This window comes from Kutzneria kofuensis, assembly GCF_014203355.1.
Taxonomy (GTDB): Bacteria; Actinomycetota; Actinomycetes; order Mycobacteriales; family Pseudonocardiaceae; genus Kutzneria; species Kutzneria kofuensis.
In genome coordinates, this window is record NZ_JACHIR010000003.1 from 268,634 (window position 1) to 293,675 (window position 25,042).

The 25,042-nt window shown below is 71.2% G+C and carries 8 protein-coding genes; 7 read left to right on the forward strand and 1 reads right to left on the reverse strand.

Annotated elements, in window-relative coordinates:
* Positions 1 to 14: 14 nt before the first annotated feature.
* Positions 15 to 1,727: a fatty acyl-AMP ligase gene (locus BJ998_RS43450; RefSeq protein ID WP_184870009.1), complete on the reverse strand. Its 1,713-nt coding sequence runs from the start codon at positions 1,725 to 1,727 to the stop codon at positions 15 to 17.
* Positions 1,728 to 1,920: 193 nt separating this feature from the next.
* Here BJ998_RS43450 and BJ998_RS43455 point away from each other — a divergent pair, with 193 nt between their 5' ends.
* The 7 genes from BJ998_RS43455 (at position 1,921) to BJ998_RS43485 (ending at position 25,011) form a co-directional block, all read left to right on the forward strand.
* Positions 1,921 to 2,187: a hypothetical protein gene (locus BJ998_RS43455; RefSeq protein WP_184870010.1), complete on the forward strand. Its 267-nt coding sequence runs from the start codon at positions 1,921 to 1,923 to the stop codon at positions 2,185 to 2,187.
* A gap of 88 nt (positions 2,188 to 2,275) precedes the next feature.
* The gene (locus BJ998_RS43460) at positions 2,276 to 3,109 is read left to right on the forward strand and encodes a LytR/AlgR family response regulator transcription factor (protein WP_184870011.1); all 834 of its coding nucleotides are present in this window, start codon (positions 2,276 to 2,278) and stop codon (positions 3,107 to 3,109) included.
* Complete coding sequence (locus BJ998_RS43465) at positions 3,106 to 3,483, forward strand: hypothetical protein (protein WP_184870012.1); 378 nt, start codon at positions 3,106 to 3,108, stop codon at positions 3,481 to 3,483. The genes BJ998_RS43460 and BJ998_RS43465 overlap by 4 nt, the downstream gene beginning before the upstream one ends.
* A gap of 3 nt (positions 3,484 to 3,486) precedes the next feature.
* Entirely contained in the window at positions 3,487 to 5,214 is a 1,728-nt protein-coding gene (locus tag BJ998_RS43470) for a sodium/solute symporter (RefSeq protein ID WP_184870013.1), read from the forward strand.
* Entirely contained in the window at positions 5,211 to 6,386 is a 1,176-nt protein-coding gene (locus BJ998_RS43475; RefSeq protein ID WP_312890667.1) for a sensor histidine kinase, read from the forward strand. The genes BJ998_RS43470 and BJ998_RS43475 overlap by 4 nt, the downstream gene beginning before the upstream one ends.
* Before the next feature lie 1,076 nt (positions 6,387 to 7,462).
* Positions 7,463 to 24,799 carry a non-ribosomal peptide synthetase gene (locus tag BJ998_RS43480; protein ID WP_184870014.1) on the forward strand — a complete coding sequence of 5,779 codons (17,337 nt, stop codon included), beginning with the start codon at positions 7,463 to 7,465 and terminating at the stop codon, positions 24,797 to 24,799.
* Between the two features lie 11 nt (positions 24,800 to 24,810).
* Positions 24,811 to 25,011 (forward strand): MbtH family protein, encoded by a 201-nt coding sequence (locus tag BJ998_RS43485; RefSeq protein WP_184870015.1) that lies wholly within the window; start codon positions 24,811 to 24,813, stop codon positions 25,009 to 25,011.
* Positions 25,012 to 25,042 lie beyond the last annotated feature (31 nt).

Consider the following 25,042-nt stretch of genomic DNA (forward strand, 5'->3'; position numbering starts at 1 on the left):
AACACAAACTCGCCTCACGCGGGCACGCCCTCCCGGGACAGAAACTCCTCCCGGCACGCGCTGCGCCGGATCTTTCCGCTGGTCGTCTTGCGCACCAACCCCTGGGGCCCGACCACCACCCGTGCGCACGCCAGCTGGTGATCCCGCTGCACGCACTCCGTCACGGCCTCGACGATCGCCCGCTCGTCGGCCCGGCGGTTCCGCGTCTCCACCAGCACGACCAGCCGCTCGCCGTCCTCGGCCGGCACCGAGAACGCCGCCACCCCGCCCGGCCGGATCGCCGGATGGCAGTCGCGCACGCTCGCCTCGATGTCCTCCGGGTGCAGGTTCCGGCCACGCACGATGATCAGGTCCTTCAGCCGCCCGGTGACGAACAGCTCGTCCCCGTGCAGGAAACCGAGGTCACCGGTGCGCAGGTAGTGGGTCGGGTCCTCGCCGCCGGCCACCCGGGCCCGGAAGGTTCGCTCGGTCTGCTCGGGCCGGCCGTGGTAACCGAGGGCCTTGGTCGCCGAGCTGACCCAGATCTCCCCGACCCGGCACGGCGGCAGCACCTCGTGCGTGTCCGGATCGACGATGCGCAGCCGGGCGTCGAACTTGGTCAGCCGCCCGCAGCCGACCAGGGTCGTCGCCGGCCGGTCGGGCAGCGCCGGCACCGCGCGGCCCGCTTCCAGGCTGACCCGGTCCAGGCGCAGCGTGCCGCGGCCGCCCATGGTGACGCTGACCGTGTGCTCGGCCAGCCCGTACGCGGCGTAGAAGGCGTCCCGGCGCAGGCCGGTGCCGGCGAACGCGTCGAAGAAGGCCGCCACGGTGTCCGGCCGGATCGGCTCCGCCGCCGACATGAACACCCGGACGGAGCCCAGGTCCCAGCCGGCCCGTTGTTCCACAGTCGTCTTGCGTACCGCCAGGTCGAAGGCGAAATTCGGGGCCGCGGTGTGCGTCGCCCGCACCCGGGACATCACCTCGAACCACACGGCCGGGCGACGCAGGAACGCCAGCGGCGACAGCAGGCGGGTGTGCGCGTTGCCGGCCAGCGTGGACATGATCACGCTGATCAGGCCGAGGTCGTGGTACTGCGGCAGCCAGAACACGCCGCGCGCCCGCTCACCCAGCCCCAGGTCGACGGCGTTCGCGGTGACCTCGGCGATCAGGTTGCCGTGCGTGACGACCACTCCGCGTGGCGATCCCGTTGAGCCGGACGTGTACTGCAGCAGCGCCGGCTCGTCGGGATCCACCGGCGAACGCCACCCGACCGGAGCAGTCGCCGGGCGGCAGTTGTCGGTGTGCCGCCAGGTGATCCGCGGCCAGCTCGGCTTCGTCCGGTCGAACACGCCGGCCACCGCGCCGACGCTGCGCGCCCGGTCGTACGCCCTGGTGGTGAGCACCGCCCGCGGCCGGCAGTCGGCCAGCACGGCCGCGAAGGCCGGCAGCGTCTGGCGCAGCCGGAACGGGTCCGGCGGGTACACCGGCACCGGCACGGCGCCGGCGATCAGGCAGCCGACCAGGGCGATCACGAACTCCGGGCCGGGCGGGTAGACCAGCACCGCGCGGTCGCCGGGCTCGAAACCCCAGCGCCGCAGGGACTCCGCCACCGCCTCGCCCCGGGCCACGGTCCCGGCGGCGGTCAGCGACACGCGGTCGGCGCCGTCGTCGTCGACGAAGGTGAACAGTGTTCGGTCCGGGCTGTCCTGGGCGAGCGCGCGCAGCGACGCCACCGCCGAATACTCCAAGCCAGTCACCGTCCTCGACAACACCGTCACGACCGCTCGCCCGCTGATCGCGCCCCCGTCCCCGCACACCGTGCGGCAGGTGTCGTCCGGCGCGCAAGCACCCCGGCCGGTCGTGTCGCCGAAAGCTACATCTCTACTGTTGGTGTGCTCGACGGTCGTCCACTGTGGAACATCTGGGGGAGTGGCGGTGCGGATGGACGAGGATCTATCCCTCCCGGACGCGTGCCCGGGCAGCGCTCGGGAGCTGATGGCGGCGATCGCGGACGCGGCCCGGATGGCCTGCGCGCTCACCGACCTATTGACCACGCTGCGGGCGCCGACCAGACGGCTGGCCGGGACCGGCGCGGCCGCCTCGGTCGAGGTGGCCCGGAGGCGGTCCGAAGAGGCACTTCTGGAGCTCGAAATCGCCCTGGGTGACGTGCGGGCGGCTTGTGGACGTACGATACGTCCGAACGGGTGAGCACCCTGGCGGACCCGTCCGCCCGGGGCGAGTGTCGATCCCCTGCTGGCCGCCGCTCAGGGTTGCGTGGTGACTAAGGTTGCGAGACATGAGTCCAGCGTCGTGTCCGGAGTGCGACGGGCCGTCGGCCCGGCCGCTGCGAGTGCTGGCCGTGGACGACGAGCTGCCCGTGCTCGAGGAGATCGTCTACCTGCTCGGCGCCGACCCGCGGGTGGGCACCGCCGAGGGCGCGCAGGACTCCACCGAGGCGCTGCGGCTGCTGCACCGCGCCGCCGACGCCGACCGGCCGGTCGACGCCGTGTTCCTGGACATCAAGATGCCCGGCCTCAACGGCATGGAGCTGGCCCGGGTGCTGACCCGGTTCGCCAGCCCACCGGCGCTGGTCTTCGTCACCGCCGACGACCAGTCCGCTGTGGAGGCGTTCGAGCTGAAGGCGCTGGACTACGTGCTCAAGCCGATCCGGCCGCAGCGGCTGTCCGAGGCCCTGCACCGGGTGGCGCACAAGGTGATCGCCAGTTCGGTGCACGTGCCGGCGCAGCAGGTGGCCGAGCCGCCGGCCGTCACGCCCGACGACGTCATCCCGGTCGAGCTGGGCGGCATCACCCGCTTCCTGCGGCTGGCCGACGTGCGCTACGCCGAGGCGCAGGGCGACTACGCGCGGCTGCACACCGCGAACGGCAGCTACCTGGTCCGGACGCCGCTGACCGGGCTGGAGGAACGCTGGCGCGACGCCGGCTTCGTGCGCATCCACCGCAGCCACCTGATCGCGCTGGCGCACGTCGAGGAGCTGCGGCTGGACGGCGGGCAGCTGTCGGTGAAGATCGGCGGCGCGATGCTGACCGTGAGCCGGCGGCACACCCCGCAGCTCCGGGACCTGCTGATCAAGCGGGCCCGGCCGCACGCGATGCGAGCGGGCAAGTGAACGGCGAGCGGCCGAAGCGAGTCGTCGTCACCAGCCCGTGGACCCGGGCGGCGCGGCGGTCGCGGTCGTACCCGATCGTGCGGGAGATCGACGAGCAGTCCGAGGTCGGCGCGCTGTACATGCGGTCGCTGATGCGAACCCAGCTGCGCCTCGGCGTGCTGGTCGTGCTGCTGGTGTGCGGGCCGCTGGCCGCGCTGCCCGTGCTGTTCAGCGTGTTCCCGCTGACGAAGACGGTGGTGGTGCTGGGGCTGCCGCTGCCGTGGCTGGTGCTCGGGCTGGCGGTGTACCCGGTGGTCGTGCTCGTCGGCTGCTACTACGTGTGGCGGGTGGAGCGCACCGAACGGGAGTTCGCCGACCTAGTCGAGCAGTCCTGACCGGTGAGCAGCACCTACTCCGCGGTCTTCGTGGCCCTGGTGCTCGTCGCCGCCGTGCTGATCGGCGGCTACGGCCTGCGGATCTCCCGCACGACCTCGGACTTCTTCGTCGCGTCGCGGAGCGTGTCGCCGTGGTGGAACGCCTCGGCGATCGGCGGCGAGTACCTGTCGGCGGCGTCGTTCCTCGGCGTCGCCGGGCTGATCTTCGCGTACGGGCCCGACATGCTGTGGTACCCGATCGGCTACACGGTCGGGTATCTGGTGCTGCTGGCGCTGGTCGCGGCCCCACTGCGGCGGTCGGGGGCGTACACGGTGCCGGACTTCGCCGAGGCGCGGCTGGAGTCGCGGCGGGTGCGGCGGATGGCCAGCGTGCTGTCGGTCGGCATCGGGTGGCTGTACCTCGTGCCGCAGCTGCAGGGCGCCGGTTTGACGCTGACGACGGTGACCGGCGCGCCGGGGTGGCTGGGAGCGTTGCTGGTGGCGACGGTGGTCGCGGTGAACGTGATGGCCGGTGGGATGCGGAGCATCACTTTCGTGCAGGCCGTGCAGTACTGGCTGAAGCTCACCGCGTTGGCGGTGCCGGTGGTGTTCCTGGTGCTGGCGTGGCGAGATGCGGGCGCGCCGTCCCTGGACGGCTCGGTGCCGGCGGTGTTTTCCAGCGACACCAAGGTGACCGTGCAGACCACTGTGGACGTCGAGGTGCCGTCCCGGGTGTCGGTGGTCGTGAACGGCACCGTGGACGGGCATTCGGTGGCCGGCTCCACGGTGTCGCTGGGGCCGGGACCGCATCGGGTTTCCGCCGGAGCTGTGTTGGACTTTCCGGCTCACTCCGTTGTGCCGCAGGTGAAGGGCATTCCCACCGACACGAACGCGATGTGGGCGCAGCCGCTGGGCGGCGAGGGACACGGCGACCCGTTCTACGTCACGTACTCGCTGATCATCGCGACCTTCCTGGGGACGATGGGTCTGCCGCACGTGGTGGTTCGCTTCTACACCAACCCGAACGGCCGGCAGGCCCGGCGGACCACTGTCGTCGTGCTGGCCCTGCTCGGCGTCTTCTACCTGCTGCCGCCGGCCTATGCCGCCCTCGGGCGGCTCTACACGCCCGAGCTGTTGTTGACCGGGCAGACCGACGCCGTGGTGCTGGTACTGCCGTCCCGGCTCGTCGGCGGCACGTTGGGGGAGTTGCTCGGCGCGCTGGTGGCCGGCGGGGCGTTCGCGGCGTTCCTGTCGACGTCGTCGGGGCTGACGTTGTCGGTTGCCGGCGTGCTGTCGCAGGACGTGTTGCTGCTGCGGGGACTTCGCGGGTTCCGGCTGGCGGCGTTCTTCGCGGCCGTCGTGCCGTTCGGCGCGGCGCTGCTGGTCTCCGGGATGTCGTTGGCAGACGTGGTCGGGTTGGCGTTCGCCGTCGCCGCGTCGTCGTTCTGCCCCTTGCTGTTGCTGGGGATCTGGTGGCGGCGGCTCACCCCGTTCGGCGCGATCGCCGGCATGGCGGCCGGCGGGGGACTGGCGTTGGCGGCGGGGCTGGTGACGCTGCTGATCCCGCCGCGTTCGGGGCTGGTCTACGATCTGCTCAGCCGGCCGGCGGCGTGGAGCGTGCCGCTGGGCTTCGCGGTGATGATCGTGGGGTCGCTGCTGACGCCCCGGTCCGTGCCGGCCTCGGTGAACCGGACCATGGTGCGGCTGCACGCCCCGGAGGCGCTCGGGCTGGCCCAGGAGGAGACGCCGTGACGACCGCTGTGCTGGCGGGGCTGCTGTGCGTGATGACTCTTGCCGTGCTGGCTTTGCTGTGGCGGCTGCGGAGCGCGCTGCGCGAGTCCGGCAATGCCATCGACCGGGCCACGTACGAGACTCTGCACACGGCCTGGTCCGCCGCGCCGCCGCTGCGGGCCGGGCTGGTGCCCGAGGCCGCCCGCCGGTCCGCGCCGCATCTCCGTGCCCTGCTGGACACGCCGGCGCTGGCCTTGACCGACGGCGAACGGGTTCTGGCCTGGGACGGCATAGGTGAGCAACACTCGGATCAGGTTCTGGAGATCATAGCGCCGGCGTTCACCCACGGCCGTTCCCACGTGACGCGGGTCGAGTGCGACGATCCCGAGTGCCCGCTGCACTTCGCGGTGATGGTTCCGTTGCATGTGGACGGTCGCATCGCCGGCGTGCTCATCGCCTACGCCGTCGAGGCCGCCGCCGGGCTCGTCCGCGCCGCCAACGAAGTCGCCCGGTGGGCCGGCGGACAGCTGGAGTTGGCCGAGCTGGACCGGTCCAAGCAGCGGTTGATCGAGGCCGAGGTGCGGGCGCTGCGGGCGCAGATCTCCCCGCACTTCATCTTCAACTCGCTCACCGCCATCGCCTCGTACGTGCGGACCAACCCCGAGCGGGCCCGCACCCTGCTGCTCGACTTCGCCGAGTTCACCCGCTACTCGTTCCGGCGGCACGGCGAGTACACCACCCTCGCCGAGGAGCTCAGGTCCATCGACCAGTACCTGTCGCTGGAGCGCGCCCGCTTCGGCGACCGGCTCCAGGTCACCCTGCAGATCGCCCCCGAGGTGCTGCCCGTCGCCGTGCCCTTCCTGTGCATGCAGCCGCTGGTGGAGAACGCCGTGCGGCACGGCATGGAGGGCAAGGTCGGGCCCGGCCACATCGCCATCCAGGCCGCCGACGCCGGCGCCGAGGCCCACATCAGCATCGAGGACGACGGCGTCGGCATGGATCCGGACCGGCTGCGCCGCACCCTGGCCGGCGAGCCCGACGAGCAGACCGGCATCGCCCTGGGCAACATCGACGAGCGCCTCCGCCAGGTCTACGGCGACGAGTACGGGCTGGTGGTCGAGACGGCGGTCGGCGCCGGCACCAAGATCCACCTGCGGGTGCCCAAGTACCGCCCCGGCATCCACGCCGACTGACACCTCGGCGACCAACTCCCCCCGGCTGCGGGAACGACCCACGAGTCCCGCATTCGGGTAGCCCTGGTGCGGGACGCCGTGGGCGTGGTGATACCCGGCCTTGGCCCCGCGTAACCGCCCCGAAGCCGCAATGTCGCCGCCCGAAGCCCTAACGCCTCCGCATCGAAGCCCTAACCTCCCGACCGAAGCCCTAACCTCCCCGGCCCGAAGCCCTAACGTCCCGCCCTGACGTTCTAACACGCCCGCGCCGAAGCCCTAACGTCCCGCCCCGGCGCTCTAACACTCCCGCCCCGAAGCCGCAACGCGAGCCTCGCGGTTGGTTGCGGAGTGAAGTAACGGTGTTCGTTGCCGGAATGAGGCTTTCGTGATTGGCATGTGGCTCGGCCGTCACAAATTCCACGGGAATGCGATCTGTGTCACTGTAACGGCACGTTCGTGACCTGCTGCACGTGCATACTTCCTACTCGCGGGTAGGAAGTGTAGGATTTACCTGGCGTCAAGTCGGATGACCTTGAACTAGGGGTCCGAATAGATAGCAGGGCGTGAGCGAATCCCCGATGGGGTTACCTCTAGCGGGTTAGGCCGTGCGAGCGGGTGTGGATGTCTTATGCTCCACGTCGGTGTTACGCGTTTTAAACCACCCCGATGGAGTAATCTGCCACGCCAGAGTGAAGTTCGATCATTTCGATCGAGTTCCCACCTGCGTGTTCCGGCTCTCGAACTGAACCCCCGGGGATACTCCATTCGGCGGTAGAATTGGCTGCATTCCTTGGGCACCGTTGCCTACGGATCTCGATGGTTGTGGTGGCCCCAACTGTCGAGTTCATCGATCGCGGTCCGGTGACGACGGGACCCGGCTTGTCCTTTCCGTGGCACCCAGGCGAAGGGGAATCGCCGCAACGGTGGCGCACGTGGAGGACCCGGGTGGGCGTCGGCGCGTGGCCGTGAATTGACCTCACCCTCCGGGCAGGCACGCGCCCACGAATGCGGTACCGGCGCGCCCTTCCCACCCGCTCGGACGACCAGTGCCGTGACCGGCTCTGGTGATGCCCTGTGCCCGAAAGGTGCCCTGATCGATGTCGGTCCCACCGGAGTGGAACGCCACTGACCGGCCCGTCCCCGCCCGCACCCTGGCCCAGCTGGTCGAGGCGCAGGTCGCGCGCACCCCCGGCGCGGCCGCGTTGCTCGGCGCGGACGGCACGGTCAGCTACGCCGAGCTGAACGCCCGCGCCAACCGGCTCGCGCACCTGCTCGCGGGCGGCGGCGCGGGGCCGGAGCGGGTCGTGGCGCTGGCCCTGCCGCGGTCGGCCGACCTGGTCACGGCGCAGCTGGCGGTGGCCAAGACCGGGGCGGCGTTCCTGCCGGTGGATCCCGACTACCCGAGCGAGCGCATTTCGCTCATGTTCGACGACGCCGATCCGGTGCTCGTTGTCACGCGGCGCGCACTGGCCGACCGGCTGCCCGCTGTGCCGATGATCACCATGGACACCCCGGGCCTGCTGGACGAGCATCCGGACCGGGACCTCCAGTGTCCACAGTGCACCGACCACCCCGCGTACGTGATCTTCACCTCCGGATCCACCGGGCGGCCCAAGGGTGTTGTGGTCACGCACGCCGGCCTGGCCAGCTTCGCCGCGGCCGAGATGGACCGCTACGAGGTCCGGGCCGGCGACCGCGTGCTGCAGTTCTCGTCGCCCAGCTTCGACGCGTCCATCCTGGAACTCTGCATGTCGCTGCCGGCCGGCGCGGCGCTGGTGGTGCCGCCGCCGGGGCCGCTGCTCGGCGAGCGGCTGGCCGAGGTGCTCCGCAAGGAGCGCGTCACGCACGCCCTGATCCCGCCGGTGGCGCTGGCGACGGTGCCGGCCACCAAGCTGCCCGACTTCCGCACGCTCATCGTCGGCGGCGACGCGTGCACGGCCGACCTGGTCCGCCGCTGGGCGCCGGGCCGCCGGATGATCAACTCATACGGACCGACCGAGTCGACGGTCGTCGCCACCTGGAGCGACCCGCTGACGCCGGGCGGCACCCTACCCATCGGCCGCCCGATCTGGAACACCAAGGCCCATGTCCTGGACGAACGTCTGCGCCCGGTCGGTGTCGGCGTCACCGGGGAGCTGTACGTCGAGGGTATCGGCCTGGCCCGCGGCTACCTTGAGCGTCCCGGCCTGACGGCTTCCCGGTTCGTCGCCAGCCCGTTCAGCGCCAACTCCTCTGGGCCAGGCGGCCGCATGTACCGCACCGGCGACCTCGTCCGCTGGACCGCCGGCGGCGTGCTGGAGTTCGTCGGCCGCGCCGACCACCAGGTCAAGATCCGCGGCTTCCGGGTCGAGCTGGGCGAGATCGAGGCGGCGCTGCGCCGGCACCCGCACGTCCGCGACGCGGTGGTGATCGCCCGCGAGGACCGCCCCGGCATGAAGCGGCTCGTCGGCTACGTGATCGCCGACACCGACGCGGACCTGCGCGCCCACCTCGCCACCTCGCTGCCGGACTACATGGTGCCGGCGGCGGTCGTGCGGCTGGACCGCTTCCCGCTGGGCCCCAACGGGAAGCTCGACCGCGAGGCGCTGCCGGAGCCGGACTGGTCGGCCGCGCGCCGCACCCAGTACGTGCCGCCGCGCACCGAGGCGGAGGCCGTGCTCGCCGGGCTGTGGGGAGAGCTGCTCGGCGTGTCGGAGGTCGGCGTCCACGACGACTTCTTCGAACTGGGCGGCGACTCCATCCTCGGCGCCAAACTGCTGGCCCGGATCCGCACCAGCTTCGACGTCGACCTGTCGCCGCGGATCGTGTTCGACGCCCGCACGGTCGCCGGCATCGCCGAACTGCTGCCGCCGCAGGCCCGCGCCGCCGAGGACCGGATCCGCCGGGTGCCGCGGACCGAGCCGGTGCCGATCTCGCCGGCGCAGCGGCGGTTGTGGCTGATGAACGACCTGACGGCCGGCGACACCGAGTACAACTCCGGCATCGGCCTGCGCCTGCGCGGCCCGCTCGACGAACCGGCGCTGCAGGCGGCGCTGAACACCTTGGTGGAGCGGCACGAGTCGCTGCGCACGACGTTCGACACCGTCGACGGCGAGATCGTGCAGATCATCCACGCGGCCGGAACCGTTCCGCTGCAGCGCGTCGACGATGTCGAGGCCGAGCTGGAACGGCCGTTCGACCTGCGCGAGGGCCCGCTGACCCGGGCCTCGCTGATCGAGCTCGGCGAGAACGACCACGTGTTGTTGCTGTGCCAGCACCACATCATCACCGACGGCTGGTCGGTCGGCCTGCTCGTGGACGAGCTGATCACCCTCTACGCCGGCGGCGAGGTGCCCGCGCCGACCATCCAGTACGCCGACTTCGCGCTGTGGCAACGGGAACGACTGACCGGGCGGCTGCGGGAGCGTCAGCTGGCCTACTGGCGGCGCAAGCTCGCCGGCCTGGCCCCGCTGGAGCTGCCGACGGACCGCCCCCGGCCACAGGTCCGGACCACCGCCGGCTCGATCCGCCGCTACGACCTGCCGGCGGATCTCGTGCGGCGGCTGTCCGAGATCGGCCAGGACCACGGCGCCACGCTGTTCATGACGCTGACGGCGGCCGTGCAGCTTTTGTTGGCCCGCCACAGCAATCAGCAGGATGTCGCCGTCGGCACCGTCGTCTCCGGCCGTGACCACGCCGAGCTGGAGCGGGTCGCCGGCTTCTTCGTGAACACGCTGGTGCTGCGCTCCTGGGTGGACCCCGCGCAGAGCTTCCCCGACTTCCTCGCCGACGCGCGGGAAACCGTGTTGGAGGCGTTCGCCTACGCCGACCTGCCGTTCGACCAGGTGGTGGCCGATCTCCAGCCGGTGCGGGACCCGAGCCGAACCCCGTTGGCGCAGGCCCTGATCATTCTCCAGAACGCGATGGTGCCCGCCCGGACGGTCGGCGAGCTGGACGTTCGCGACCACGACCTGCCCCGGCCGCGGGCGCGGTTCGACCTGGTCTTCGAGTTCGTGCCGCGCGACGGCGGCCTGGTCGCCGCGGTGGAGTACAACACGGATCTGTTCGACGCCAGCACGATCGACCGCATCGCCGGCCACCTGCGGGTGCTGCTGGAGGGCATCGCCGCCGACCCGGCGCGCACGGTCGGCGAACTGCCGCTGCTGAACGACGTCGAGCGCCGGCAGGTGCTGACCGAGTGGCAGGGCCCGGTGATCGACGTCCCGGCGGTGACGCTGCCGGAGCTGTTCGAACAGCAGGCCGAGCGCACGCCGGACGCGGTCGCGGTGGTGTGCGAGGGCCGCCGCCTGACCTACCGCGAGCTGAACGAGCGCGCGAACCGCCTGGCCAGACGGCTGATCGAGCAGGGCGCTGGCCCGGAGCGGCTGGTCGCGATCTCCATGCCGCGCACGGAGCAGATGATCACCGCGGTGCTGGCCGTGCTGAAGTCCGGCGCGGCCTATCTGCCGGTGGATCCGAAGTACCCGACGGAGCGCCGGGAGCTGATGATCGCCGACGCGCAGCCGGTCGTCGTGCTGACCGAGATCGGCGAGTTGGGGGAGCGCTCCGACAACCTCGGCGATGTCGGCCTGATCCCGGCTCATCCGGCATACGTCATCTACACCTCGGGTTCGACCGGCCGCCCGAAGGGCGTTGTCGTCACCCACGGCAGCGCGGTCGAGCTGATGGCATGGGCGGCCAAGGACTTCGGTGTCGACGGACTGTCCACTGTGGTCGCGTCGACGTCGCTCAACTTCGATGTCTCCGTGTTCGAGATCCTCTGCCCGCTGATGATCGGCGGCAGCATCGACGTCGTCCGCGACGTGTTGGCGCTGGGCGAAAGACCCGGCGCCGAGTGGAAGGCGAGCCTGGTCAGCGGCGTGCCGTCGGCGTTCGCGCAGCTGCTGGCGCAGGGCGCGGTGTCGGTGACGCCCGAGCATGTCGTGCTTGCCGGCGAGGCGCTGACCGCCAGTGCGGTGCAGGATGTTCGGGCGGCGCTGCCCGGCGTGAGGATCGCCAACATCTACGGCCCGACCGAGGCGACGGTCTACGCCACCGCCTGGTACGACGACCTCGACGATCGGGGCGTCGACCGGAACCCGCCGATCGGCCGGCCCATCGCCAACACGAGGGCGTACGTGCTGGACTCGGCGTTCCGGCCGGTTCCGCCGGGCGTGACGGGCCAGCTGTGCCTGGGTGGCACCGGGCTCGCCCGTGGCTATCTCAACCGCGGCGGCCTCACCGCGGACCGCTTCGTCGCCGATCCGTTCGGCCCGGCGGGAAGCCGGATGTACCTCACCGGTGACCTCGTGCGCTGGACCGCGGACGGCGAGCTGGAGTACCTGGGCCGCGCCGACCACCAGGTCAAGATCCGCGGCTTCCGGATCGAGCTCGGCGAGATCGAGAACGCCCTGCGCGCGCACCCCGACGTCACCGACGCGGTCGTGATCGTCCGCGAGGACAACGGGCACAAGCGGCTCGTCGGCTACGTCGTCGGCGACCAGGAGGCGGACCTCCGCGTGCACCTGGCGAAGTCGCTGCCGGAGTACATGGTGCCGGCCGGCTTCGTGTGGCTGGACAAGTTCCCGTTGAACCCCAACGGAAAGCTCGACCGGGCGGCGCTGCCCGCCCCGGACTGGGAATCCCACGGCACCGACCACGTCGCCCCGCGCACCGACACCGAGCGGGTGCTGGCCGAGGTCTGGGCCGAGGTGCTGGGCATCGCCCGCGTCGGTGTGCTGGACAACTTCTTCGAGCTCGGCGGCGACTCGATCCTCAGCATCCAGGTCGTGTCGAAGGCGGCGCGGGCCGGGCTGACCGTCACGTCCAGGGACATCTTCCTCAACCAGACGATCGCCGCGCTGGCCACGACGGTCGTCGCGGGACAGCAGATCGAGCGGGGGCCGGCGACCGGTGAAGTGCCGCTGACCCCGGTCCAGCGGTGGTTCCTCGACACGAACCCGGCGAATCCCGGGCACTTCACGCAGAGCGTGGTGGCTCGCTTCGACGAGCCGATCGACGCCGAGCGGCTGTCGCGGGCGCTGCAGGCCCTGGTCGACCACCACGACATGCTGCGGGCACGGTTCGTCGACGGTCGCCAGGAGATTGCCGCCGGTGGACCGGCGACCGTACTCGGTGAGCAGGATGCTGTATTCAATCTGGCGGCCGGGCCGCTGATCAGAGCGGCGATCACCGGCGACGACCAGGTCACCCTGTACGTGCACCACCTGGTGGTGGACGGGGTGTCGTGGCGGATCCTGCTCGACGACCTGATGACCGTGTACCGCGACGGCGAGCTCGGCCCGCGCACGACCTCGTTCCAGGAGTGGGCGAGCCGGTTGAGCGCCCACGCCTTCGGCGACGAGGAGCACTGGCGGGCGATCGAGGACGTGCCGGTCCCCGTCGACGGCGACGGCCCGGACACTGTCGCCGACACGCGCGAGGTCAGCGTGCGGCTCGACTCCGAGCAGACCCGGACGCTGCTGCAGGACGTGCCGGGCGTGTATCGGACGCAGGTCAACGACGTCCTGCTGGCGGCGCTGGGCCGGGTGTTGTCGGAGTGGACCGGCAGCCCGCGGGTGGTCGTGGATCTCGAGGGGCACGGCCGCGAGGACCTGTTCGACGGTGTCGACGTCTCGCGCACGGTCGGCTGGTTCACCTCGATCTTCCCGGTGTCGTTGGAGATCGACGGCGACTGGGGTCGGGACCTCAAGGCCGTCAAGGAACAGCTGCGGTCGGTGCCGCACAAGGGCGTCTCGTACGGCGCGTTGCGGTACCTCGCCGGGACCGTGCCGCCGATCGAGCCATCGGTCAGCTTCAACTACCTCGGGCAGTTCGACGGCGCCAGTGAGATGGCGCTGTCCGAGGACCCGACCGCGCCGCGCCGGCACCTGCTGGACGTGGTGGGTCGCGTGGAGAACGGCTGCCTGGAGTTCACGTGGTTCCACGGCGCGCGGCATTCGACGGCGACCATCGAGGGGCTGGCCGCCGCGATGCGCACCGCGCTGCTGGAGATCATCGAGCACTGTGGACAGCCGGGCGTCGGCGGGCGGACGCCGTCGGACTTCCCGCTGGCGGGCCTCGACCAGTCCACCCTGGACCGGCTGGTCGGCGACGGCCGGGGCGTCGAGGACATCTACCCGCTGACGCCGACGCAGGCCGGCATGGTGTTCCACCGACTCGTGGAGCACGGACAGGGCGCGTATTTCCAGCAGGTCAGCTTCACTGCCGATGCTCGTGCCGACGAGCTGGCGGCGGCCTGGCAGACCGTGGTCGACCGGACGCCGGTGCTGCGCAGCGAGATCGTGTGGGAGGGCGTCGACCGTCCGCTGCAGATCGTCCGGCGCGGCGTCACGCTGCCCGTTCGCCGCTACGAAGACGACTTCTCCACGCTGCTGGCCGAGGACCGGGCCGCCGGCCTGGACCTGTCGGCCGCTCCGTTGATGCGCGTCACGCTGGTCGAGCGGGGCGCGGAGACGCAGGTGCTGTGGACGTTCCACCACCTGCTCCTGGACGGCTGGAGCCTGTTCCAGGTGCTGGCGGACGTCATGGCGGCCGTGCACGGCGACGAGCCGCCGGCACGGCGGCCGTTCCGCGACTACGTCGCCTGGCTGTCCGAACAGGACACTGCGGCGGCGGAGGAGTTCTGGCGGCAGCACACCTGCGAGCGCACGCCGCTGCCGTACGACCGGCAGCCCGCGGGTGTCACGGAGTCGACAGCCAGCCTGCGGATCGACTTCCCGGCCGACGGCCTCCGGGAGATGGCCCAGCGCAACGGTTTGACCGTCAACACGGTCGTGCAGGGAGCCTGGGCATTGTTGCTGGCGCGGCACAGCGGTCAGCGGCACGTCTGCTTCGGCAGCACGGTGTCGGGCCGGCCGGCGGACCTGCCCGGCGCCGACGAGATCACCGGCATCTTCATCGCCACCCTCCCGTCCGTTGTGGACGTCGATGAGTCGCAGACCCTGGTGCCGTGGCTGCGGCGGATCCAGGACGAGCAGGCGGCGGCCCGGCGGTTCGACTACGCGCCGCCGACCGGCACCCTGTTCGACAGCATCCTGGTGTTCGAGAACTACCCGGTGGACGCCGAGTTGGGGCTGCGGGACCTGCGCGGCGTCGAGACGACGAACTACCCGCTGGCGGTCGTCGCCTACCCGGGTGACCGTCTGACGCTGGCGTTCGGCTACGACCCCCGGTGCTTCGACGAGACGACGATCGCCGGCCTGGCCGACCGGCTGCGGATGTTGATCGAGAAGATCGCCGCCGACGCCGGTCGGCCGCTGTCGGCATTGCCGATGCTCACCGACGCCGAGCGCAACCTGCTGCTCCGCGAGTACACCGACACCGCCCACCCGCTGCCGGAGCTGAGCGTCGTCGACCTGTTCGCCGCGCAGGTGCGCCGCCGGCCTGCGGAGCTGGCCGTCGACGACCTGACCTACGCGGAGCTGGACCGCCGGTCGAACCGCCTGGCGCATCGGCTGATCGAGCTCGGCGTGGAGCGGGACAAGCCGGTGGCGCTGCTGCTGGAGCGGTCGCCGGAGCTGGTGGTCGCCGAGTTGGCGGTGCTGAAGGCCGGCGGGGCGTACCTGCCGCTGGATGCGCGGGCGCCAAAGGACCGGCTCCGCACGCTGGCCGCCGGCGCAACGGTGCTGATCACCGACGACAAGTGGCGCGCCACCGCGGAAGACGTTCACACCGGCCGGATTGCCATGGTCGGCGAGGGCACTGACGACACATCGGTGAACCTGCCGCTCCACCCGGCCAACCTCGCGTACGTGATGTTCACGTCCGGGTCGACGGGCGTGCCGAAGGGTGTCGCCGTCACGCATCGGGACATCGTGGGGCTGGCGGCCGACCGGTCGTTCCGCCGCGGCCACAACACCGTGCTCCTGCACTCGCCGCAGGCGTTCGATGCCTCCACCTACGAGGTCTGGGTGCCGTTGCTCAACGGTGGCCGGGTGGTTGTCGCTCCGTCGGGTGATGTGGACGCTGCGGTGATTCGGTGGGCGGTCGGTCGGGGTGTGACCGGGATGTGGTTGACGGCTGGTCTGTTTCGGTTGATCGCGCAGGAGGATCCGGAGTGTTTTGCGGGTCTGAGTGAGGTGTGGACCGGCGGTGATGTGGTGCCGGCCGATGCCGTGCGCCGGGTGATCGCGACCGGTGTGTCCGTTGTGGACGGTTATGGCCCGACGGAGACCACGACCTTCGCCTCCCGACACCGCATGTCCGAGCACGTCCCCGACTCGGTGCCGATCGGCTCGCCGTTGGACAACATGCGGCTGTATGTGCTGGACGGCGACCTGCGGTTGGTGCCGCCGGGCATGGTGGGGGAGCTGTTCATCGGCGGCGTCGGCGTGGCTCGCGGCTACTACGGCCAGCCGGGCCTGACCGCCACCCGCTTCGTGCCCGACCCCTTCGGCAGCGGCGACCGGCTCTACCAGACCGGCGACCTCGTGCGATGGCGCGACGGCGTGCTGGAATTCGTCGGCCGCGCCGACGATCAGGTGAAGGTCCGGGGTTTCCGGATCGAGCTCGGTGAGATCGAGGCGGCCATGGCCGCGCACCCGGCCGTTGAACAGGCGGTTGTCGCCGTGCGGACCGACGACGGCCGCAAGCGGCTCGTCGGTTACGTCGTCGGTGAAACCGCTGGGCTGAAGGAGTTCCTGGCCGAGTCGCTACCCGACTACATGGTGCCCGCGGTGATCGTCAGGCTGGCGTCGCTGCCGCTCAACGCCACCGGCAAGGTCGACCGGAAGGCGCTGCCCGCCCCGGACATCGCCGACACGACCAGGGGACACGTCGAGCCGAGCACCGACGCCGAGCGGACGCTGGCCGGGATCTGGGCCGAGGTGCTGCGCCTGGAGCGCGTCGGCGTGGAGGACAACTTCTTCGAGCTCGGCGGCGACTCGATCGTCAGCATCCAGGTCGTCTCCCGCGCCCGCCAGGCCGGCCTGAGCCTGATGCCCGGCGACCTGTTCACGCACCCCACGATCGCCACCCTCGCCGCGGCCGCCGGCACGGCCACCACTGTGACGGCCAGCCAGGACACGGTGACCGGCGACGCGCCGCTGACGCCGGTGCAGCACTGGTTCCTCGACGCCGAGCCGGTGCACGCCGAGCACTTCACCCAGTCCATGACGCTCGATGTCCCCGAGGACAGGGAGGCGCTCGACCGGGCGCTCAACGTCCTGCTGGCGCACCACGACGCCCTGCGCACCACCTTCGGCGCGCGGCAGACCACCCGGCCGGTCTCGGCTGGCCAGGTCCTCGACGGCGCGGAGTTCGACCTGGTCAACGGCCCGTTGTTCCGGGCGGAACTGGTCGACGGCAAGCTGCTGATCGAGGCCCACCACCTGATCGTCGACACTGTGTCGTGGCGGATCCTCGCCGAGGATCTACGGTCGGCGCTTCGCGGCCAGGCCCTGCCGGCCAAGACGACCTCGTTCCAGGAATGGTCCCGGCGGCTGGCCGCCTTCGCCGAGGCCGGCGGCTTCGACGACGAGCTGTCGCACTGGAAGTCCCTGACCGGCGCCACGGAACTCCCGACCGACGCCGACGGCGTCAACACCATGGGCTCGGTGCGGACGATCACCGTCAGCCTCGACGCCGAGCACACCCGGGCGCTGCTGCAGGACGTCCCGGGCGTCTACCGCACGCAGGTCAACGACGTCCTGCTCAGCGCCCTCGGCCGGACGCTCGCCGACTGGACCGGGCGTGACCGCGTGCTGGTCGACCTCGAAGGTCACGGCCGCGAGCAGCTGTTCGACGACGTCGACCTGTCCCGCACGGTCGGCTGGTTCACCTCGATCTTCCCGGTCGAGCTGACCACCGGCGCCGACTGGGACGAGACCCTGAAGGCGGTCAAGGAACGGCTGCGGGCGGTGCCGCGCCGCGGCGTCGGCTACGGGGCGTTGCGCTACCTCGCCGGCTCCGCGCCGGAGATCGACCCCCAGATCAGCTTCAACTACCTCGGTCAGTTCACCGACGACGGCTCGATCGGCGGCTCCGCCGACCCCGGCCAGCGCCGTCCGCACCTGCTCGACGTCGTCGCGCTGGTGCAGCACGACCGCCTCGACCTGACCTGGTACTACTCGGACCAGGTGCACACCGAGGAGACCGTGCGCTCCCTCGCGGACGCGATGGTCGACGCGTTGACCAGGATCGTCCGGCACTGCGCCCGGCCCGGCGTCGGCGGCCGCACCCCGTCCGACTTCCCGCTCGCGCGGCTCAGCCAGTCCGATGTGGACGGACTTGTCGGCGACGGCCGTGGCGTGGAGGACGTCTACCCGCTGACGCCGCTGCAGGCCGGCATGATCTTCCACAGCCTGGTCGACGGCTCCTCCGGCGCCTACTTCAACCAGGTGCAGCTGCGGCTGACCGGCATCGACGACCCGACAGCGTTCGCCACCGCCTGGCAGCGGGTCGTGGACCGGACACCAGTGCTGCGCAGTCGGATCGTGTGGGACGGCCTGGCCGAGCCGGTCCAGGTCGTGCAGCGGGACGTGACGCTGCCGGTCACCGTCCTGGACTGGACCTCGGACGACGTCCACGCCAAGCTGCGCGAGCTGCTGGACAACGACCGCGCACTGGGTATGGATCTCGCCTCCGCGCCGCTGATGCGCGTGACCCTGGCGAAGCTGGCAGCCGGCGAGGTGCTGCTGGTCTGGACGTTCCACCACGTGCTGCTCGATGGGTGGAGCTGCGCGCAGTTGGTGCAGGAGGTGTGCGCCGACTACAAGGCTGCCGGCCCGCTGCCGCGCCGGACGCCGTTCGCCGAGTACCTGCGCTGGCTGTCCACACAGGACGTGGACAAGGCGGAATCCTTCTGGCGCAATGCCCTGGACGGCGTCGAAGGCCCGACGGCGCTGCCCTTCGACCGGCAGCCGGTGGAATCCCACCGGGCCCAGTCGTGCGCGACCGTGCGCGTCGACTACGCGGCCGAGCCGCTACGGGAATTGGCGCACCGCCTCGGGTTGACCGTGAACACGATCGTTCAGGCGGCGTGGGGCCTGCTGCTGGCCCGCCGCAGCGGCGGCGCCGACGTCGTGTTCGGCACCACTGTGTCGGGACGTCCGGCCGACCTGCCGGGCGTCGAGTCGATGGTCGGCATGGTGATCAACACGCTGCCGAGCCGGATCCGGGTGGCCGACGGCGAGTCCGTCGCCGACTGGTTGCGGGCCGTCCAGCGGGAGCTGTCCCAGGCCCGGCAGTACGACTTCGTGTCGCTGGCGCAGCTGCAGGGCTGGATCGGCGCGACCCTGTTCGACAGCCTGCTGGTATTCGAGAACTATCCGTTCGACGAAGAAGCCATTGCCGCGCACGGCATCGGCATGCAGGGCCTGGGCGAGGTGCAGCCGACCAACTATCCGCTCAGCGTGGTCGTGCAGCCCGGCGACACGCTGGCGGTCAGCTTCGACTACGACCCGACCCTGTTCGACGAGCCCACCATCCACGGCCTCGCCGACCAACTCGATCTTGTCCTGAAGGCGATCGTGCGCACGCCCGAGCGGTCGGTCCGGGAGCTCGACCTGCTCACCGACGTCGAGCGCCGGCTCGTGCTACGTGAGTGGAACGCCACGGCCACCGCGCCGAGCTTCGACACCGTCCTGACGGCCTTCGCCCGTCAGGATCCCGAGGCCCTCGCGGTGGATTCCCTGACCTATGCCGAACTCGACGCCCGCGCGAACCGCCTGGCCAACAGGCTGGTCAAACTGGGGGTGGGCATCGAGGACCGCGTCGGCCTCCGGATCGAGCGGTCGGTCGACCTGGTGGTTGCCGAGCTGGCTGTGCTGAAAGCCGGCGCCGCGTACGTGCCGATCGACCTCCGTGCCCCGGCCCAGCGCCAGCAAGCCGTCCTCGACCAGGCCGGCGTGCGCATTGTTCTGAACGATGGCGAGATCGACGTCGACGAGCCGTCAACCGCGCCCGAGGTGCGGGTCAACCGGGCGAATCTCGCGTACGTGATGTTCACGTCCGGGTCGACCGGCGTGCCGAAGGGCGTCGCCGTCACCCACGCGGACATCGTCGACCTGGCCCGAGACCGCTCCTTCGCCACCGGGCACGGCACCACGCTGCTCCACTCGCCGCAGGCGTTCGATGCCTCCACCTACGAGGTCTGGGTGCCGTTGCTCAACGGTGGCCGGGTGGTTGTCGCTCCGTCGGGTGATGTGGACGCTGCGGTGATTCGGTGGGCGGTCGGTCGGGGTGTGACCGGGATGTGGTTGACGGCTGGTCTGTTTCGGTTGATCGCGCAGGAGGATCCGGAGTGTTTTGCGGGTCTGAGTGAGGTGTGGACCGGCGGTGATGTGGTGCCGGCCGATGCCGTGCGCCGGGTGATCGCGACCGGTGTGTCCGTTGTGGACGGTTATGGCCCGACGGAGACCACGACCTTCGCCTCCCGGCACAAGATGAAGGGACAGGTTCCCGACACCGTCCCGATCGGCTCGCCACTGGACAACATGCGGCTGTACGTGCTGGACGGCGACCTGCGACTGGTGCCGCCGGGCACCGTCGGCGAGCTGTACATCGGCGGTGCCGGCGTCGCCCGCGGCTACATCGGCCGCCCCGGCATGACGGCGTCGCGTTTCGTGGCGGACCCGTTCGGCAGCGGTGAGCGCCTCTACCGCACCGGTGACCTGGTGCGATGGCGTGACGGCGTCGTCGAATTCGTCGGCCGTGCTGACGACCAGGTGAAGGTGCGGGGTTTCCGGATCGAGCTCGGCGAGATCGAGGCGGCGCTGGCCGCGCACCCGGCCGTCGAGCAGGTCGTTGTCACGGTGCGGAACGACGACGGCCGCAAGCGGCTCGTCGGTTACGTCGTCGGTGAAACCGCTGGGCTGAAGGAGTTCCTGGCCGAGCGGCTGCCCGACTACATGGTGCCGGCGGCGGTGGTCCAGCTGGACGAACTCCCGCTCAGCCGCAACGGCAAGGTCGACCGCAAGGCGCTGCCGGCCCCGGAGTTGGTGGCCACCGCCGGCTACCTGCCGCCGCGCACCGACAACGAGCGCATCCTCGCCGAGATCTGGGCCGAGGTGCTCGGCGCCGACCGGATCGGCGTGGAGGACAACTTCTTCGAGCTCGGCGGCGACTCCATCCTCAGCATCCAGGTCGTCTCCCGGGCCCGCGCCGCCGGCCTCAACCTGACGCCGCGGGACCTGTTCGCGCACCCGACCGTCGCCGGGTTGGCGGTCAACGCCACCGCCGCCGTCCAGATCGTCGCCGAACAGGGCGCGGTCAGCGGCGAGGTGCCGCTGACGCCGATCCAGCGCTGGTACCTCGACGGCGATCCGACCACACCCGAGTCGTTCACCCAGTCCATGCGTATCGAGTGGCCGCAGGACTTCGACCTCCCGCAGCTGCGCCAGGCACTGTCCACAGTGGTCGCGCATCACGACGCCCTGCGCATGCGGTTCCACCGGATCGACGGCAAGTGGTGGCAGCACAACGCACCCGACGAGCCGGCGGAGATCCTCGACGCCGAGATCGACCTCGCCGACGGCCCGGTGCTCAGCGCCGAGCTGGTCGAGCCGAACGTGCTCGTGCTGACGGCACACCACCTGGTGGTCGACGGCGTCTCCTGGCGCGTCCTGGTCGAGGACCTGGAGGCCGCCTACCACCGGAAGGCGTTGCCGCCCAAGACAACCTCCTTCCGCGAGTGGGCGCAGCGGCTGGACAGGCACGACTTCGGCGCGGAGATCCCGTACTGGACGGGCCTGACCGCCGACCCGACCCTGCCGACCGACGGCAACGGCCCCAACACCTTCGCCACCACCACGACCGTGACCGTCGGCCTGGACGCCATCCAGACCAGGGCGCTGCTGCAGGACGTGCCGGGCGTCTATCGGACGCAGGTCGACGACGTGCTGCTGGCGGCGCTCGGCCGGGTCCTCGCCGACTGGACCGGGCGCGACCGCGTGCTGGTCGACCTGGAAGGCCACGGCCGGGAGCAGCTGTTCGACGACGTCGACCTGTCCCGCACGGTCGGCTGGTTCACCTCGATGTACCCGGTGGAGCTGACCGTCGGCGCCGATTGGGCCGACACCTTGAAGTCCGTCAAGGAACAGCTGCGGGCCGTGCCGAACAAGGGCGTCGCCGGCCTGATCCACGCCACCGCCGAACCGCGGATCAGCTTCAACTACCTCGGCCAGTTCACCGACGCCGGCACGCTCGACTCGTCGATCGGTCCGGACGAGCGACGTCCGCACCAGCTCGACGTCGTCGGCCTGGTGCAGGGCGGCAAGTTGGAGCTGACCTGGCAGTACTCCACGGAACTGCACCGTGAGTCGACCGTGCGCCGGCTGGCGGGCCAGCTCGTCGCCGCGCTGCACGAGATCATCCGGCACTGCGCCGAGCCCGATGCCGGCGGCCGCACGCCGTCCGACTTCCCGCTCGCCGGCCTGGCCCAGCACCAGGTCGACCGGATCGCCGGCGACGGTCGGGAGATCGAGGACATCTACCCGCTCACCCCGATGCAGGCCGGCATGGTGTTCCACGGACTGTCCCAACAGGACCGTGGCCTCTACTTCGAGCAGATCGCCTTCGTGCTCGAGGATTGGCCGGACGTGCAGCGGCTGGCCGAGGCGTGGCAGCGGGTCGTGGACCGGACGCCGGTGCTGCGCAGCCGGATCGTGTGGGACGGCCTGCCGGAGCCGGTGCAGGTCGTCGACCGGCACGTGAAGGTGCCGGTCACCAGGTACGACTGGCGGGGCCTCAACCGCGAGACGCTGCTGGCCGACCTGCTCGACGCCGACCGTGCGCAGGGCTTCAACCTGAGCTCCGGGCCGCTGTTGCGGATCACCCTGGCGCGGCTGTCGCCGACCGAGGTGCAGCTGGTCTGGTCCTTCCACCACGTGCTGCTCGACGGCTGGTCGGTGTTCCAGGTGCTGTCCGACGTGCTCGCCACCGCCGCCGGCCGCGAACTCCCGGTGCGCCGGCCGTTCGCGGACTACGTGGGCTGGCTGCGCCGGCAGGACCTCGACGCCGCCGACCAGCACTGGCGCGAGGCGCTGGCCGGCATCGAGGGTCCGACGCCGCTGCCGTTCGATCGGACGCCGACCACCAGCCACGACACGGCATCCACCGAGTGGGTGTCGGCCCGGCTGGACGAGCGGGCGGCCGGCCGGGTGCAGGAGTTCGCCCGCAGCCGTCGGCTGACCGTGAACGCGGTCGTGCAGGGCGCGTGGGCGCTGCTGCTGTCCCGCTACAGCGGGCAGGGCGACGTCTGCTTCGGGGCGACCGTGTCCGGCCGGCCGGCCGACCTGCCCGGCGCCGACGACATCACCGGCATCTTCATCAACACCCTGCCGGTCCGGGCGTCGGTGGACCCCGGTGTGTCCGTTGCGGACTGGCTGCTGGAGATGCAGCAGGCGCAGGCGGAAGCCCGGCGCTTCGAGTACGTTCCGTTGTCCCGCCTGCAGTCCCTGGCCGGCGTGCCGACGCTGTTCGACAGCGCCGTGGTGTTCGAGAACTACCCGGTCAGCGAGCAGCAGGGCATTCGCGACCTCGACGCCACGGAGGCGACCAACTACGCGCTGACCGTCGTCGGCGTGCCGGGGGAGACCCTGACACTCGGCATCGGCTACGACCCCGAGCTGTTCGACGCGGAGACCGTGCGGCGCATGGTCGGCCACCTCGTCCGCGTCGTGGAAGCCATGTGCGACAACCCGACCCTCGGCGCGATCGACGTGCTCACCGCCGACGAGCGGGAACACCTGCTGACCGGCGTGAACGCGACCGGGCGGGTCGTGGCGCCGGCGGCGCTGCCGGAGCTGATCGAGGCGCAGGCCGCCCGCACGCCGGACGCGATCGCCGTGCTCGCCGACACCACGCTGACGTTCGCTGAGCTCGACCGGCGGGCGAACCGCTTGGCCCGCAGGCTGATCGCCGCCGGCGCCGGACCGGAGAAGATCGTCGCGCTTGCGCTGCCGCGGTCGCTGGAAATCATCGTGGCGCAGCTGGCGGTGCTCAAGACCGGCGCCGCGTACCTGCCGGTCGACCCGGCCTATCCGGCGGAGCGCATCGAGTTCATGCTCGCGGACGCCAAGCCGGTGCTGGTCGTCACGATGCCGGACAGCAACGTGCCTTCGGGCTTCGTGATGGACGGCTCCGAGGAGTCCTGCTCGGACGAGCCGGTGACGCGGTCGCTGTCGCCGAGCAGCCCGGCGTACGTGATCTACACGTCCGGTTCCACCGGCCGTCCCAAGGGCGTTGTCGTGACGCACGCCGGCCTGGCCAGCTTCTCCGCCGCCGAGATCGAGCACTTCGACGTCCGCCCCGGCGACCGGGTCCTGCAGTTCGCCTCGCCGAGCTTCGACGCGTCCGTGCTGGAGCTCTGCATGTCACTGCCGGCCGGCGCGGCGCTGGTCGTCCCGCCGCCGGGGCCGCTGCTGGGCGAGCACCTCGCCGCGGTGTTCAGCGGCCGCGAGGTCACGCACGCGCTGGTCCCGCCGGTCGCGATGGCCACCGTGCCGGAGGTTGCGCTGCCGGCGCTGCGGACGCTGATCCTCGGCGGCGACGCCTGCACGCCGGATCTCGTCGCCCGCTGGGCTCCCGAACGACGGCTGATCAACGCGTACGGACCGACCGAGTCCACTGTGGTCGCGACCTGGAGCGACCCGCTCGAACCCGGCGGCACGCCGCCGATCGGCCGGCCGATCTGGAACACCCGGGTGTACGTGCTGGACGACGAGCTGCGGCCGGTTCCCGTCGGCGTGCCGGGGGAGTTGTACGTCGCCGGCGTCGGCCTCGCCCGCGGCTATCTCGACCGGCCCGGCCTGACGGCCGCCCGCTTCGTGGCGAACCCGTTCGAACCCGGCGCCCGCATGTACCGCACCGGCGACCTGGTCCGCTGGACCGCCGCCGACGAGCTGGAATTCCTCGGCCGCGCCGACAACCAGGTCAAGATCCGCGGCTTCCGGGTCGAGCCCGGCGAGATCGAGGCGGTCATCACCGCCCGCCCGGACGTCAGGGCGGCGGCCGTGATCGCCGCCGACCAGCGGCTGGTGGCGTACGTCGTGGGGGAGACCAGCGGCCTGCGCGAACACCTCGCCGGCCGGCTGCCCGAGCACATGGTGCCGTCGGTGTTCGTGCCGCTGGCGGAACTCCCGTTGACCCCCAACGGCAAGCTCGACCGGCGGGCGCTGCCGGCCCCGACGGCGGCGGAGCTGCCGAGCACCGGGTACGTGGCGCCGGAGACCGAGACCGAGGAGGTGCTGGCCGGGATCTGGGCGGAGGCGCTGCAGCTGGACCGGGTCGGCGCCACCGACAACTTCTACGACCTGGGCGGCGACTCCGTGCGCAGCCTGCACATCACCTCGATGGTCCGCACCGCGTTCGACGTCGAGCTGACGCCGCGCGACGTGCTGGCCAGCGGGACCGTGGCGACGCTGGCCGAGCTCATCGAGGAGCGGGTCCTGCTCGAACTGGAACGCGTCGCCTTCGGCGACGAGGAAATCTGAGAGGAAGTTCCATGCGCGACGACATCGACTACCAGGTGCTGGTCAACGACGAGGAGCAGTACTCGTTGTGGCCGCTGGCCAACGAGGTGCCGGCCGGCTGGCGGCCGACCGGTTTCCAGGGCGGCAAGCAGGAGTGCATGGACCACGTCGACCAGGTGTGGACGGACATGCGGCCGCGCAGCCTGCGGGAGTGGATGGCCGCCAACCAGTAGCACTATCACTTCAGTGACGACTAAAAGAAAC

Excerpts from the sequence above, each read along its gene's own strand:
- BJ998_RS43455 (WP_184870010.1), top strand. The coding sequence starts at position 1,921 with ATGGACGAGGATCTATCCCTCCCGGACGCGTGCCCGGGCAGCGCTCGG.
- BJ998_RS43460 (WP_184870011.1), top strand. The coding sequence starts at position 2,276 with ATGAGTCCAGCGTCGTGTCCGGAGTGCGACGGGCCGTCGGCCCGGCCG.
- BJ998_RS43480 (WP_184870014.1), top strand. The coding sequence starts at position 7,463 with ATGTCGGTCCCACCGGAGTGGAACGCCACTGACCGGCCCGTCCCCGCC.
- BJ998_RS43485 (WP_184870015.1), top strand. The coding sequence starts at position 24,811 with ATGCGCGACGACATCGACTACCAGGTGCTGGTCAACGACGAGGAGCAG.